The organism is Enterobacter sp. CPE_E890, from assembly GCF_046521475.1.
Classification (GTDB): Bacteria; Pseudomonadota; Gammaproteobacteria; order Enterobacterales; family Enterobacteriaceae; genus Enterobacter; species Enterobacter adelaidei.
In genome coordinates this window covers 134,919-148,979 of record NZ_JBKFZW010000001.1, presented here as the reverse complement: position 1 = coordinate 148,979, position 14,061 = coordinate 134,919, and the positions used below count along the sequence as shown (strand labels likewise).

At 52.7% G+C, this 14,061-nt stretch carries 18 protein-coding genes; 12 read left to right on the top strand and 6 right to left on the bottom strand.

The features are described from left to right. Window positions 1-149: 149 nt before the first annotated feature. From ACLHV9_RS00745 to coaD, 4 genes are all read left to right on the top strand, one after another. Window positions 150-1,133 (top strand): glycosyltransferase, encoded by a 984-nt coding sequence (locus ACLHV9_RS00745; protein WP_049006989.1) that lies wholly within the window; start codon window positions 150-152, stop codon window positions 1,131-1,133. A 66-nt stretch (window positions 1,134-1,199) separates the two neighbouring features. Beyond that, window positions 1,200-2,474, top strand: coding sequence for a lipid IV(A) 3-deoxy-D-manno-octulosonic acid transferase (gene waaA, locus ACLHV9_RS00740; RefSeq protein WP_028017861.1), 1,275 nt, complete (start codon window positions 1,200-1,202; stop codon window positions 2,472-2,474). Then, window positions 2,474-3,244 carry a glycosyltransferase family 2 protein gene (locus tag ACLHV9_RS00735; RefSeq protein WP_407220052.1) on the top strand — a complete coding sequence of 257 codons (771 nt, stop codon included), beginning with the start codon at window positions 2,474-2,476 and terminating at the stop codon, window positions 3,242-3,244. Before waaA ends, ACLHV9_RS00735 begins: the two co-directional genes overlap by 1 nt. 3 nt (window positions 3,245-3,247) lie before the next feature. Next, window positions 3,248-3,727 (top strand): pantetheine-phosphate adenylyltransferase, encoded by a 480-nt coding sequence (gene coaD / locus ACLHV9_RS00730; RefSeq protein WP_049006993.1) that lies wholly within the window; start codon window positions 3,248-3,250, stop codon window positions 3,725-3,727. A 2-nt stretch (window positions 3,728-3,729) separates the two neighbouring features. Here the strand turns inward: coaD and mutM are convergent, their stop codons facing one another. The 4 genes from mutM to radC all read right to left on the bottom strand — a co-directional run bounded on the left by mutM (window position 3,730) and on the right by radC (window position 5,925). Continuing rightward, window positions 3,730-4,539, bottom strand: a complete 810-nt coding sequence (mutM, locus tag ACLHV9_RS00725; RefSeq protein ID WP_407220051.1) for a bifunctional DNA-formamidopyrimidine glycosylase/DNA-(apurinic or apyrimidinic site) lyase — start codon at window positions 4,537-4,539, stop codon at window positions 3,730-3,732. A gap of 72 nt (window positions 4,540-4,611) precedes the next feature. After that, the gene (gene rpmG, locus ACLHV9_RS00720) at window positions 4,612-4,779 is read right to left on the bottom strand and encodes a 50S ribosomal protein L33 (protein ID WP_003024094.1); all 168 of its coding nucleotides are present in this window, start codon (window positions 4,777-4,779) and stop codon (window positions 4,612-4,614) included. Window positions 4,780-4,801: 22 nt separating this feature from the next. Next, on the bottom strand, window positions 4,802-5,038 hold the full coding sequence (gene rpmB, locus ACLHV9_RS00715; RefSeq protein ID WP_002436699.1) for a 50S ribosomal protein L28: 237 nt from the start codon (window positions 5,036-5,038) through the stop codon (window positions 4,802-4,804). A gap of 218 nt (window positions 5,039-5,256) precedes the next feature. Then, window positions 5,257-5,925, bottom strand: a complete 669-nt coding sequence (gene radC, locus ACLHV9_RS00710; protein WP_028017857.1) for a RadC family protein — start codon at window positions 5,923-5,925, stop codon at window positions 5,257-5,259. A 170-nt stretch (window positions 5,926-6,095) separates the two neighbouring features. Between radC and coaBC the strand changes: the two genes are divergently transcribed. The 3 genes from coaBC to slmA all read left to right on the top strand — a co-directional run bounded on the left by coaBC (window position 6,096) and on the right by slmA (window position 8,460). Next, a complete protein-coding gene (gene coaBC, locus ACLHV9_RS00705) occupies window positions 6,096-7,307 on the top strand; it encodes a bifunctional phosphopantothenoylcysteine decarboxylase/phosphopantothenate--cysteine ligase CoaBC (protein ID WP_028017856.1) in 1,212 nt (403 codons plus the stop codon). Then, window positions 7,285-7,743, top strand: a complete 459-nt coding sequence (gene dut, locus ACLHV9_RS00700; RefSeq protein ID WP_015570042.1) for a dUTP diphosphatase — start codon at window positions 7,285-7,287, stop codon at window positions 7,741-7,743. The genes coaBC and dut overlap by 23 nt, the downstream gene beginning before the upstream one ends. A gap of 120 nt (window positions 7,744-7,863) precedes the next feature. Beyond that, window positions 7,864-8,460, top strand: coding sequence for a nucleoid occlusion factor SlmA (gene slmA / locus ACLHV9_RS00695; protein ID WP_028017855.1), 597 nt, complete (start codon window positions 7,864-7,866; stop codon window positions 8,458-8,460). Window positions 8,461-8,501: 41 nt separating this feature from the next. Here slmA and pyrE read toward each other — a convergent pair whose 3' ends face one another. Both pyrE and rph read right to left on the bottom strand, forming a co-directional pair. Continuing rightward, a complete protein-coding gene (gene pyrE, locus ACLHV9_RS00690; protein WP_407220049.1) occupies window positions 8,502-9,143 on the bottom strand; it encodes an orotate phosphoribosyltransferase in 642 nt (213 codons plus the stop codon). 67 nt (window positions 9,144-9,210) lie between these two features. Then, window positions 9,211-9,927, bottom strand: coding sequence for a ribonuclease PH (rph, locus tag ACLHV9_RS00685; RefSeq protein ID WP_028017853.1), 717 nt, complete (start codon window positions 9,925-9,927; stop codon window positions 9,211-9,213). Between the two features lie 125 nt (window positions 9,928-10,052). Between rph and ACLHV9_RS00680 the strand changes: the two genes are divergently transcribed. From ACLHV9_RS00680 to ACLHV9_RS00660, 5 genes are all read left to right on the top strand, one after another. Then, window positions 10,053-10,916 carry a YicC/YloC family endoribonuclease gene (locus ACLHV9_RS00680; RefSeq protein WP_028017852.1) on the top strand — a complete coding sequence of 288 codons (864 nt, stop codon included), beginning with the start codon at window positions 10,053-10,055 and terminating at the stop codon, window positions 10,914-10,916. A gap of 130 nt (window positions 10,917-11,046) precedes the next feature. Next, window positions 11,047-12,372, top strand: a complete 1,326-nt coding sequence (locus ACLHV9_RS00675) for a tyrosine-type recombinase/integrase (protein ID WP_407220048.1) — start codon at window positions 11,047-11,049, stop codon at window positions 12,370-12,372. Continuing rightward, window positions 12,369-13,289, top strand: a complete 921-nt coding sequence (locus ACLHV9_RS00670) for a hypothetical protein (RefSeq protein WP_149278260.1) — start codon at window positions 12,369-12,371, stop codon at window positions 13,287-13,289. Before ACLHV9_RS00675 ends, ACLHV9_RS00670 begins: the two co-directional genes overlap by 4 nt. A gap of 109 nt (window positions 13,290-13,398) precedes the next feature. After that, entirely contained in the window at window positions 13,399-13,617 is a 219-nt protein-coding gene (locus ACLHV9_RS00665; RefSeq protein WP_045620576.1) for a helix-turn-helix transcriptional regulator, read from the top strand. Beyond that, window positions 13,617-14,051: a hypothetical protein gene (locus ACLHV9_RS00660; RefSeq protein ID WP_045620578.1), complete on the top strand. Its 435-nt coding sequence runs from the start codon at window positions 13,617-13,619 to the stop codon at window positions 14,049-14,051. Before ACLHV9_RS00665 ends, ACLHV9_RS00660 begins: the two co-directional genes overlap by 1 nt. The last annotated feature ends 10 nt before the right edge of the window (window positions 14,052-14,061 follow it).

Below are 14,061 nucleotides of genomic sequence, written 5' to 3'. Positions count from 1 at the left end.
TGTTAAGAATCTCGCCAGCATGACGCTAATTTGCCGCCTGAGGGGATCTTTGTCCCTCCAGGCATATGTTTTTAGTATCCACCGGATATAATACAGCACGAATGGTACCACCAACATGGGTGGCCTGCCCTGAACACAACGGAGAAAGCATGTCCGACACACCTTTATTGAGCCTTGTAGTCGCCGTCTATAACGGTGAAAAATTCCTGAGTGCATTTTTCGACAGCATCAAAGCTCAACATCTGGACAGTCTGGAACTGGTCGTTGTGGACGATGGGTCAAGTGATAACTCTGCGGCCATCATTGCGCAATATGCCAGTGAATTTCCGTATTACAAGGTTATCGAACAGGCCAACCAGGGCGTCTCTGCCGCCCGTAACACCGGTCTGGCAGAGGCAACTGGCGAATATGTCGCGTTTCCGGACATCGACGATGTGATCTACCCGGGCATGTACCCACGCCTGCTTGAGATGGCGAAGAAAAACGATCTCGACGTTGCCACCTGTAACGGCACCTATATTTATGATGACGGTAGACCGTCGAAAAAAATCTTCCCGTCCGACAAGCTGCAGTCCACCGACGTGCTGGACGGCCCAACCTGGCTTCAGCGCGCGCTGGCTTCGCGTAAATTCCTGCATGTGACCTGGCTGAATATTTACCGCCACGCCTTTATTAAAGCGCAGGGGTTCACGTTTGAGCATGGACTGCGTCATCAGGATATCCCGTGGACGACCGAAGTGCTGCTTACCGCAAAACGCGTTCAGTACACCGACGAAACGTTCTACGACTATCTCATCCATTCCGCCTCGGTATCACACACGCCAGGCACGGATGACACGCGGATGCGTAACGCGCGTCACTATATGAAAATCCTTGAGATGCTGGACGTTATCAACCAGCGCTACCCGGATGCCGTACGCCGCGTGCCCGCCTGCCAGTGGCAAATCGCGAAAGAGGGTCTGGGTATTCTGCACGCGATTAACAACATTGGTGATGCAGCCAAAAAGCGTGAAATTATTCAGGAACTGTTCGATCGCGGGATCTGGACGCTTATCTGGAAAAACGCCCGTGGGCTTCGCCAGCACTGGCGCCTGGGTCGCCGTTATTTCCGTTTAAAGCGGTATCTGGCATAAGAGATAGCTTTACCTGGCTTAAATGCTTAGAATTTGCCCGCCGAAACTAAAAAAACGGATAATCGCTTGGAATTGTTGTATACCGCCCTGCTCTACATCATTCAGCCACTGGTGTGGCTGAGACTGTTGCTTCGTAGCCGTAAAGCACCTGCGTATCGTAAACGCTGGGCTGAGCGCTATGGCTTTTGCCGCAATAAAGTCGCGCCGGACGGTATTTTGCTGCATTCCGTTTCGGTTGGCGAAACGCTGGCGGCTATTCCGCTGGTACGCGCCCTGCGCCATCGTTATCCCTCTTTGCCGATCACCGTCACCACCATGACCCCAACCGGCTCTGAGCGCGTGATGTCCGCATTTGGTAAAGACGTGCATCACGTCTATCTGCCCTACGACCTGCCCTGCGCCATGAACCGTTTCCTCGAAACTGTTCGCCCAAAGCTTGTGATCGTGATGGAAACCGAGCTGTGGCCAAACATGATTTCCGCCCTGCACGCCCGTAAAATTCCGCTGGTGATTGCCAACGCGCGCCTGTCAGAACGCTCGGCGAAAGGGTACGGCAAGCTGGGCAAATTTATGCGCCGCCTGCTGAGCCAGATCACGCTAATTGCCGCGCAAAACGAAGAAGATGCCGCACGCTTTGTCTCTCTTGGTCTTAAGCGCAATCAGCTCGCGGTAACCGGCAGTCTGAAATTCGATATTTCGGTCACACCTGAACTCGCTGCCCGAGCGGTGACACTGCGCCGCCAGTGGGCGCCGCGTCGTCAGGTCTGGATTGCGACCAGTACCCACGACGGCGAAGAAGCGATCATCCTGCAAGCACACCGTAAGCTGCTGGAAAAATTCCCGGATTTATTGCTCATTCTGGTGCCTCGTCACCCGGAACGTTTCAAAGACGCCCGCGAGATGGTGCAAAAAGGCGGTTTCAGTTTCACCCTGCGTAGCAGCGGCGAGATCCCGTCCAGCAGCACCCAGGTGGTGATTGGCGATACGATGGGCGAACTGATGCTGCTGTACGGCATTGCCGACCTCGCCTTTGTCGGCGGCAGCCTGGTCGAGCGCGGTGGTCATAACCCGCTGGAGCCAGCGGCGCATGCGATTCCGGTGCTGATGGGGCCGCATACATTTAATTTCAAAGATATCTGCGCTAAATTGCAGCAAGCCGATGGTTTAATTACCGTGACCGATGCGGACTCAGTGGTCAAAGAGGTTTCGACCTTACTGACCGACGAAGATTACCGTCTGTGGTACGGTCGCCATGCCGTCGAAGTGCTGCATCAGAATCAGGGCGCACTGACCCGTCTGCTGCAGCTTCTGCAACCTTATCTGCCTCAGCGGAGCCACTAATGTCTCAGCGTCTGTCGGTCGTGATGATCGCCAAAAACGCCGCCGACCTGCTTCCCGATTGCCTGGCCTCTGTCGCCTGGGCCGACGAAATTATCGTGCTTGATTCCGGCAGCACGGACAACACGGTGGATGTTGCCCGTGCAGCGGGCGCAAAGGTCTTTATCGACACAGACTGGCAAGGCTATGGCATCCAGCGCCAGCGCGCGCAGGGACACGCCACTGGTGATTATGTCCTGATGCTCGATACCGACGAGCGCATCACGCCAGAACTCCAGCAGGCGATTCAGAGTGTGCTCTCTGCGCCGCAGCCAGGTGCGGTGTACAGCATCGCGCGTCGTAACTACTTTCTCGGCCGGTTTATGCGCCACAGCGGCTGGTACCCTGACCGCGTGATGCGCCTGTACGAGCGCGAGCGTTATCAGTACAACGATAACCTGGTGCATGAATCCCTGGCCTGCGAAACCGCCCCGGTAGTCGCCTTAAACGGTGATTTACTGCACCTGACCTGCCGCGATTTCGCCAGCTTCCAGCGTAAACAGCTCAACTATGCCACCGCATGGGCGCAGGAACGTCATCAGCGCGGCAAGAAGGCCACGTTGACCGGTATCTTCACCCACACGCTGGGCGCGTTTCTGAAAACGCTGCTGCTACGTGGCGGCGTTCTGGATGGTAAACAGGGCTGGTTACTGGCGGTGGTGAATGCCCAGTATACTTTCAACAAATACACCGAGCTGTGGGCGCTTAGCCGCGGCTACTCAGAGAAAACGTGAGCCATGAGCACAAAAGCGATTTATCCGGGTACCTTCGATCCCATCACTAACGGTCATCTTGATATTATCACCCGTGCGGCGAGTATGTTTGACAAGGTGATTCTGGCGATAGCCGCCAGCCCCAGTAAGAAACCGATGTTCGATCTGCCCGAGCGCGTACAGCTCGCCAGCGATGCGATCTCACATCTGTCGAACGTTGAGGTGGTGGGCTTCAGTGACCTGATGGCTAATTTCGCCCGCGCCCAGCAGGCTAATATCCTGATCCGCGGCTTACGCGCAGTGGCAGATTTTGAGTACGAGATGCAATTGGCGCACATGAACCGCCACCTGATGCCGGAGCTGGAGAGCGTGTTTCTGATGCCTTCCAAAGAGTGGTCATTTATCTCTTCCACGCTGGTGAAAGAAGTTGCACGGCATCACGGCGATGTGACCCATTTCCTGCCGGTTAACGTCCATCAGGCGTTGATGGAAAAGTTAAAGTAGCCCTATTTCTGGCACTGACGGCAATAAAACGTGGCGCGCTGGGCATGCTTCGTTGCGATAATCGGCGTTCCGCACACGCGGCATGGCTCACCTTTACGGCCATATACCTGTAGCTCCTGAGCAAAATAACCGGGCTTACCGTCACTCTGCAGGAAGTCCTTCAGCGTTGTTCCGCCCTGCTCAATGGAACGCAGCAGCACCGCTTTAATCACCCTCACCAGCAGCTCGCACTCTTGCGCAGACAGCGAAGAGGCCAGCCGATCGGGATGGATCCCGGCAGCAAACAGTGATTCACTGGCATAGATATTCCCCACGCCGACCACCAGCTTGTTATCCATCAGCCAGGGCTTAATCGGGCTTTTCTTCTTCGCACACTTCTCTTTCAGGTATTCCGCATTAAACGCGTCTGAGAGCGGCTCTGGCCCCAAATGCGCCAGCACGCTGTGACCTTCAAGCTCTTTAGTCCATAACCATGCACCAAAGCGTCTTGGGTCGGTGTAACGCAGCACTTTGCCGTTACTCATGACCAGATCGACGTGGTCGTGCTTTTCCGATGGCAGTTCTTCAGTGAGGATACGCAGGCTCCCGGACATCCCCAAATGGATAATAATCCAGCCGTCGGGCAGCTCCAGCAGCAGATACTTGGCGCGACGCTGAACGCTGAGGATCGGTTTGTCGCTTAACGCATGGATCTCATCGGAAACCGGCCAGCGAAGACGCCCATTACGGACAACCGCATGAAGAATAGTCGCACCGACCAGATGCGGCTCAATACCGCGGCGGCTAGTCTCTACCTCTGGTAATTCTGGCATGGTTCCTCCGTTGAGATACAGAATGCAAAAAACCCCGCAGTTGCGGGGTTTTTCAATACAAGGAGACTAAAATTATTTGATTTTAGCTTCTTTGTACAGTACGTGCTGGCGTACAACTGGATCGAATTTTTTCAGTTCCAGTTTTTCCGGCTTAGTACGTTTGTTCTTCGTGGTGGTGTAGAAGTGACCTGTACCAGCAGAAGAAACCAGCTTGATTTTCTCGCGAATACCTTTAGCCATGATTTATTTCCTCTTTAAGTACTTAGTACTTTTCGCCACGGGCACGCAGTTCAGACAGAACTGTATCGATGCCTTTCTTATCAATTACACGCATACCTTTAGCAGATACACGCAGGGTGACAAAACGCTTCTCGCTCTCAACCCAGAAACGGTGAGAGTGCAGGTTCGGCAGGAAACGGCGTTTAGTCGCGTTCAGTGCGTGGGAACGGTTGTTACCGGTCACCGGACGCTTGCCAGTAACTTGGCAGACTCGGGACATGTCTATTCTCCAAAAATCAAATTAGCTCGAGCTTCGTATGGGGTATCGGCGCCTCGTCAGGCTTTACAGCCCGGTCATCGCATAGTTCTAAGTGAACTCTCGATTGCCAGGCCCAAATGCCAAACCCGAGATTCTCAAAGGTGGCGTAGTATACGCTGACTCGGCGGTGTGCTCAAGTCCCGAACAGACAAAGATCCCGATGGATCGCGAGAAATAGCCTAAATCCAGCCATGTTCTGCAAAAGAAATGTACTCTCCGCGGCCAATTATCAGATGGTCCAGCACACGAATGTCCATGAATTGACAGCATTTGATAATGCGTTCGGTAATTTCTTTGTCAGCTCTGCTCGGTTGTGCACAGCCAGAGGGGTGATTATGCGCGAGGATCACGCCGGCTGCATTCACTTTTATCGCTTCGCGCACAATTTCACGCGGATGTACCTCAACGTGGCTCAATGTGCCCGAAAAGAGGTGGCTATGTTTCAGTATCCGGTTTCTGTTGTCGAGAAAGATCACCATAAAGATCTCGCGCTCCGCATCCGCCAGCTGGCTTTGCAGGAATTCACGCGCGCCTTCTGGGGTCAGAACTGGATCCTCTTCTTCCAGACGGACATTGTAAAAACGCCGTGCAAGTTCGGCAATGCCCCTCAATTGAGCATATTTCGCCACGCCGATCCCCTCGACGTGCTTAAACTGAGCCAGGTCGGCAGTCAACAAGCCATACAGTGAACCAAAATGCCCTATCAGCTCTTTTGCCAGCGTAAATACCGTTTTTCCGGGGGTGCCGGTACGTAAAAAGAGCGCCAGGAGCTCATCGTCTTTTAACAGGGTTACTCCATAACGCAGCAGTTTTTCGCGCGGCAGCAACTGCTCATCCTCTTCTTCCATGCTCTTTCTCCCTTTTCCTCTCATGCTGCCACAAGCCAGACAGGCGCTCGACGGCGACGTTGCAATCTTGCGTAACGCCTCGCAAAGTGTCCGAAGGACAAAATCACCCCATATTAGGGATTGTGATAAAATGCCCGCTCTCTGGTGAACCCCAACAGGAAAGAATCATGATGAGCCTGGCCGGTAAAAAAATCGTTCTTGGCGTGAGCGGCGGTATTGCTGCTTATAAAGCGCCGGAACTGGTGCGTCGTCTGCGTGAGCGTGGAGCCGATGTGCGGGTCGCGATCACCGAAGGCGGTAAAGCCTTTATCACTCCATTGAGCCTGCAGGCCGTTTCAGGATACCCGGTATCTGACAGCCTGCTTGATCCGGCAGCCGAAGCTGCGATGGGCCATATTGAGCTTGGGAAATGGGCTGACCTGGTTATTCTTGCCCCTGCCACGGCAGATTTAATCGCTCGTGTGGCGGCCGGCATGGCAAATGACCTGGTCTCAACCATTTGCCTGGCCACGCCTGCCCCCGTCGCCGTCGTACCCGCGATGAACCAGCAGATGTATCGCAATGCCGCCACCCAGCATAATCTGGAGACGCTGGCCGCTCGTGGCCTGTTAATTTGGGGACCGGATAGCGGCAGTCAGGCCTGTGGTGATATCGGCCCAGGACGTATGCTCGACCCGCTGACTATCGTTGATATGGCTGCAGCCCATTTTTCCCCTGTCAACGATCTGCAACATCTCAATATCATGATTACCGCGGGCCCAACGCGTGAACCGCTGGATCCGGTGCGTTACATCACTAACCACAGCTCCGGTAAAATGGGCTTTGCGATTGCGGCAGCGGCAGCAAAGCGCGGTGCAAACGTTACGCTGGTGAGCGGCCCGGTCTCATTACCTACACCGCCGTTTGTTCAGCGCATTGATGTGACTACCGCGCTGGAAATGGAAGCCGCAGTACAAGCACATGCGCAAAACCAACAGATTTTTATCGGCTGTGCGGCCGTCGCAGATTATCGCGCCGAGACCATCGCCGAGGCTAAAATCAAAAAGCAAGGTGATGAATTAACAATAAAAATGGTGAAAAACCCGGATATCGTTGCCGGTGTTGCCGCACTAAAAAGCCATCGACCTTACGTTGTTGGGTTTGCCGCAGAAACAAATAATGTGGAAGAATATGCCCGGCAAAAACGTACCCGCAAAAACCTCGATTTGATTTGCGCGAACGACGTATCGCTGGCCACGCAAGGATTTAACAGCGACAGCAACGCACTGCACCTTTTCTGGCAGGATGGAGATAAAGTCTTACCGCTTGAGCGCAAGGAACTCCTGGGCCAACAATTACTGGACGAGATCGTTACCCGTTATGATGAAAAAAATCGACGTTAAGATTCTGGACCCGCGTGTTGGCGAGCAATTTCCGCTGCCAACCTATGCCACCTCCGGCTCTGCCGGACTTGACCTGCGAGCCTGTCTCGATGACGCCGTAGAACTGGCTCCGGGTGCCACTACTCTGATCCCGACGGGTCTGGCGATCCACATTGCTGACCCATCACTCGCCGCAGTGATCCTGCCACGTTCTGGCCTGGGCCATAAGCATGGCGTTGTGCTGGGTAACCTGGTTGGCCTGATCGACTCCGACTACCAGGGTCAACTGATGGTCTCCGTCTGGAACCGTGGTCAGGACAGCTTCACCATTGAACCTGGCGAGCGTATTGCGCAGATGGTCTTCGTACCGGTGGTACAGGCAGAATTTAACCTGGTGGCAGACTTTGACGCCACCGACCGTGGCGAAGGCGGCTTCGGCCATTCCGGGCGTAAATAATCGCCCAATAAATACGCGTCCCACAGCGCCATAATGCAATAACAAACCGCAAGCCTCAGTTTGCGGTCGCTGTGTGGATGCCAGCCTGGCAAGTGCTTATTTTCAGGGGTATTTTGTAACATGGCAGAAAAACAAACCGCGAAAAGGAATCGTCGCGAAGAAATACTTCAATCTCTGGCTCTGATGCTTGAATCCAGCGATGGCAGTCAACGCATCACCACCGCGAAACTGGCCGCTTCTGTAGGCGTGTCTGAGGCGGCGCTGTATCGTCATTTTCCCAGCAAAACCCGGATGTTCGACAGCCTGATCGAGTTTATCGAAGACAGCCTGATCACGCGCATCAACCTGATTCTGAAAGACGAAAAAGACACCACCGCGCGTCTGCGTCTGATTGTGCTGTTAATCCTGGGCTTTGGTGAACGCAATCCGGGCTTAACCCGTATCCTGACCGGTCACGCACTGATGTTTGAGCAGGACAGACTGCAGGGCCGCATTAACCAGCTTTTCGAGCGTATTGAAGCGCAACTGCGCCAGGTTCTGCGTGAGAAGAAAATGCGTGAAGGGGAAGGGTACAACACGGATGAGACGCTGCTGGCAAGCCAGATTCTGGCATTTTGTGAAGGGATGCTCTCCCGCTTTGTGCGTAGCGAATTCAAATACCGTCCAACGGACGATTTTGACGCCCGCTGGCCGTTAGTGGCTGCCCAATTGCAGTAACGCCGTAGGCCCGGTAAGCGTAGCGCTTCCGGGCAATAACATTACACGCCAAACTCTTCTCGATATGCGCGTACCGCTGCAAGATGGTCCGCCATCTCAGGCTTCTCTTCCAGATACGCAATCAGATCTTTCAGGGTGATAATCGACGTCACTTTACAGTTGTAATCGCGCTCCACCTCCTGAATGGCAGAGATCTCTCCGCGACCACGTTCCTGACGATCCAGAGAAATCAGCACGCCTGCAAGCGTCGCGCCATTGGCCTGGATAATTTCCATAGATTCACGAATTGCTGTGCCAGCAGTGATCACATCATCGACCAGCATGACGCGACCCAGCAACGCGCTGCCGACCAGATTCCCACCTTCACCGTGGGTTTTGGCCTCTTTGCGGTTAAAGCAGTATGGCACGTCGCGGTCGTGATGTTCTGCCAGCGCCACCGCTGTGGTGGTCGCAATCGGAATGCCTTTATAGGCCGGGCCAAACAGCAGGTCAAAATCAATCCCGGAATCCACCAGCGCTTCGGCATAGAAACGGCCTAACAATGCCAGATCGCGCCCGGTATTAAACAGCCCGGCGTTGAAGAAATAAGGGCTCTTACGCCCGGATTTCAGCGTAAATTCGCCAAACTTAAGTACCTGCTTGTTAAGCGCAAACTCAATAAACTGGCGCTGATACGATTTCATGGATTTGCTCCTTTGGTTTGTCTGTCTTACAGGCAAAAAAAAGGCGACTCATTGGTCGCCTTTAAAATCAATTTTCTAACGCCGCCTTCTGCGTCGTTACGATAGATTCGATTCCCCCTCGGGCCAGAGCCAGCAAGGTAAGAAGTTCTTCATGGGTGAATGGCTCACCTTCTGCAGTGCCCTGCACCTCAATGATGCGACCGTCTTCGGTCATCACCACGTTCATGTCCGTCTCGGCAGCGGAATCTTCCACGTATTCCAGATCGCAAAGCGCTTCACCGTTAACGATACCCACGGAAACGGCTGCAACCATCCCTTTCATTGGATTGGTTTTCAGCTTACCGGCTGCAACCAGTTTATTCAGGGCATCGGCCAGCGCTACACAGGCACCGGTAATCGACGCCGTACGCGTACCGCCGTCTGCCTGAATCACGTCACAGTCAAGGGTAATGGTGTATTCACCGAGGGTTTTCAGATCAACGGCGGCGCGCAGCGCACGCGCGATCAGACGCTGAATCTCCATGGTACGGCCACCCTGTTTACCCTTTGCCGCTTCGCGGGCATTACGGGTATGGGTCGCACGCGGCAGCATGCCGTATTCAGCCGTGATCCAGCCCTGGCCCTGACCTTTCAGAAAGCGCGGAACACCTTCTTCAATAGATGCAGTACACAGTACTTTGGTGTCACCAAACTCAACCAGCACGGAGCCTTCAGCGTGTTTTGTATAGTTACGGGTCAGGGTGACGGGACGCACCTGATTGGCGCTACGACCTGCTGGACGCATGATGAATTCTCCGGCTTGAAACGAATGTGGCTGCGCATTATACGGATAAAGGACGCTTATTCCTATCCTGAGAAGCCCCCGAAAGCTATAATCCCCCCATCTCTCCTTTAAAAACGGGAATATCTATGATCCGCAGTATGACCGCCTACGCCCGGCGTGAAATCAAGGGTAGCTGGGGTAGCGCTACCTGGGAAATGCGCTCGGTAAACCAGCGCTATCTGGAAACCTATTTCCGTATGCCGGAGCAGTTCCGCAGCCTTGAGCCCGTCGTACGTGAGCGAATCCGTACGCGTCTGACGCGCGGTAAAGTGGAATGTAACCTGCGTTTTGAGCCTGATGCCAGCGCGCAGGGCGAACTGATCCTCAACGAAAAACTGGCAAAACAGCTCGTTAATGCAGCGAACTGGGTCAAAATGCAGAGCGATGAAGGCGAAATCAACCCGGTTGATATTCTGCGCTGGCCAGGCGTCATGGCCGCCGGTGAGCAGGACCTGGATGCCATTGCCGCTGAAATTCTCAGTGCCCTTGACAGCACCCTGGATGACTTTATCGTTGCCCGCGAAACCGAAGGTCAGGCACTGAAGGCGATGATTGAGCAGCGTCTTGAAGGCGTTAGCACTGAAGTAGCGAAAGTGCGCACCCATATGCCGGAAGTGCTGCAATGGCAGCGCGAGCGCCTGGTCGCCAAACTGGAAGAAGCCGAAGTTCAGCTGGAAAATAACCGTCTGGAACAAGAGCTGGTGCTGATGGCGCAGCGCGTTGACGTAGCTGAAGAGCTGGATCGTCTGGAAGCGCACGTTAAAGAGACCTACAACATCCTGAAGAAGAAGGAAGCTGTGGGCCGCCGTCTGGACTTTATGATGCAGGAGTTCAACCGCGAGTCGAACACCCTGGCGTCTAAGTCGATCAATGCCGAAGTAACCAACTCAGCGATTGAACTTAAGGTTCTGATTGAGCAAATGCGCGAGCAGATCCAGAATATCGAGTAAGCTATCAGCAAGATTCAAGACGACGCATAAATCACATCAAGCCCGCAAACCAGCGGGCTTTTTTGTTATCATGGGCTATCATAACGACGCAACAAAGCGCATGATTATGGTGTACACAAAGGTGTACCCAATGAGGTTTGTGTACATCACTTTGGGTACACCCCCTATTCAAAGTTTGGATATTCGCAAAATGCCAAAACTGACTGATATGCAGATCCGCGCATGGATTAAGAGCGGGGAGCGATTCGAGGGGCGGGCAGACGGAAACGGTTTATACCTGCGTTACCGTGAAGCCGACAAAATCCCTACATGGAGATTCCGCTATAAACTTGCCGGGAAGTCTCGCGCTATGCTGATTGGCTCTTATGCTGAACTGTCATTAGCCAAAGCCAGGGAATCCGCCAAAGAATTATCGGCGCGTGTATCGCTGGGCTATGACGTTGCGGGGGAGAAGCAGGAACGCAAAACCGAAGCACTGGCGAAGATGGAAGCTGAGAAGAACGCCATGCGCGTTTCAGAGTTGGCGGCTGAATACTTTGAGCGTCAGATCCTGCCGCGCTGGAAGCACCCCGATATACTCCGCCGCCGTATCGACAAAGATATAAACCCCTGCATTGGCAGCATGAAGGTTGAGGACGTAAAGCCGCGCCATATCGACGACATGCTGAAAGGTATTGTTGACCGTGGAGCGCCGACCATAGCAACGGACGTGCTGAGATGGACACGCCGCATATTCGATTATGGGATTAAACGACACGCGCTGGAGATAAACCCCTGTTCTGCGTTTGAGGTTGCCGACGCTGGAGGGAAAGAGGTTGCCCGTGACCGATGGTTAACCCGTGAAGAACTGATCAGGCTGTTTCAGGCCATGCGTATGGCGAAGGGATTCAGCCGCCAGAACGAGCTTACCTTCAAGCTACTACTGACCTTATGCGTGCGTAAGATGGAATTGTGCGCTGCCCGCTGGGAAGAGTTCGACCTAGACCGGGCAATCTGGCACTTACCCGAAGAACGCAGCAAAAACGGCGATGCTATCGACATACCGTTACCCCCACCAGCAGTTGCATGGCTACGGGAGCTTCACACCTTCTCATGCAATACAGCATGGGTGCTGCCAGCCAGAAAGATGCAAAGCCGGATGATTCCCCATATTCAGGAAAGTACCCTGCCCGTTGCGCTGGCAAAGGTTCGCCATGAAATGCCGGACGTTCCTAACTTCACTATTCACGACTTCCGGCGCACAGCCCGCACCCATTTAGCCGCGCTGGGCGTTGATCCGGTAGTGGCTGAAAGATGCCTTAATCACAAAATTAAAGGCGTGGAGGGTATCTATAACCGTCACCAGTATTTTGATGAGCGTAAAGCGGCGCTGGCGCAGTGGTGTGATTTGCTGGTAGCGCTGGAACATGGCGAAGATTACAACGTCACTTCAATTAAAAAATGGATGAGTAAATGAAAAAAATTCCTCCAAACACTTATTTCCATATCGTCAGAGCCTCAGAGTTACTGGAAATTGAAACCAATGACTTATTGCTTATGGGGGCATCTGGAGCAATTCACTTAGGTGTGATCTTAGATGGTATACCTTGCGTTTTGGCCGGATTTATCAATAAGGAAGCCTGGGCGCAAGATAAAGTAATACAAGATACTAATTGCCTCAAAAACTCACACTTTTATCTTATCGACCCAGTGCTCTATGACGGTCAAGAAAAAGAACTCCACGGAGTTAGGTATAACACTGGCTTAGCATCTGGGATTTGGCATCTTAACAGTGGCACAATAAATGGAGTATTACGTTATGGATCTTCAAAGATTGGCCCGTTACTTACCGCTTCGCATGATTGTGTTGATTACGACAATTCAGATACCGTTGAGTCAATCCTTTTAGGAGAAGCTCACAAATTTGATTTACCTAGCGATATTTTCAGCAACCCTGAAGAAATAAAGACAGAAATAATGCGTCAAGATGAAGAAGTGATCTCTCTTGATAGTATTTACATTTCAAGGGGTTGGTTTCTGCGTGTTAGAGATTGTATAGATAATTGCACAGCTATAACCCCAAGATATCATTCCCCTCTAAAAAACACTGTTAATACAGTGAATGAAATACAAGAGCATGGGAATACTAAAAGATTTAGTCAGAATAGAGAGAACTGTCTGATGGCTCTTATATACACACGCAATACCTTTCCTGATGAATGTAAAAATATTAACGGTATAGACACAAATGATGCTTGGGCTAACGCAACAATAAATCATTGGCTATCTGTTGGTGCAGGTTATTCCGAGCCGTCTATCGACTATCTAAAAAAAATAATCTCAGATATGAACCGCAAGCCCATGGATCGCACTACAGCAGGAAAGCCCAAGTAGTCAGATACTAAAAATTAGCATCATGATATTAAATTTAGTGTAATTCACAGGAGGGTCTTTTTTGCCTTAAATGCCCGTAACACCAGCTATCATAGGAGTTACGGGACATATGACAGCCCATCAAGCAGCACAATCAGCACTTCCCACTACTGGATACATCCGTCGTTTCCGTATGCCGGAACTTCTTGGTGTTTCCATGCCAACCATTGACCGCTGGGTTAAGAACGGCACGCTGCCGCGCCCGGTGAAGCTCACCGATAACGTGACCGCCTTTGATGCGGTAGAGATTAATAACTGGCTGGCAGAACGTCGCGGGAAGGTGGCGTAATGAAAAAGAAAAACCGCCCCGTACAGCAGGCGGCTAACTCAGATATTCGCACGTCTGATATTACGCCGACCACCAGCCCGGTACAAGTACCTAAGCGAACCCCAAAGAAACACCGCGCCCGCGTCTATATGCTGCGCACTGGCGTAGAGGGATGGACAGAAAATGATATTCTGCGCTACTGCCGTCTTTCATCCGGGCGTAATTATGCGTCTGAACTGGAGCGCCAGCTTGATATTCAACTGGAGCGTATCGACGAGAAAAACCCGGATGGTATCGGCGCACACCTGCGCTACCGCTTTTCCTGCCGTGGCGATGTTCTCAAGGTGATCCAGCTTGTGAACCATAACGCCGCCATTAATGAACATCACGGGTTATCTCAGCAGGATATTACCGACATTCTGAACCTCTACCCGGACGCGTTTAACGCCGCCTAACGGAGCCTGA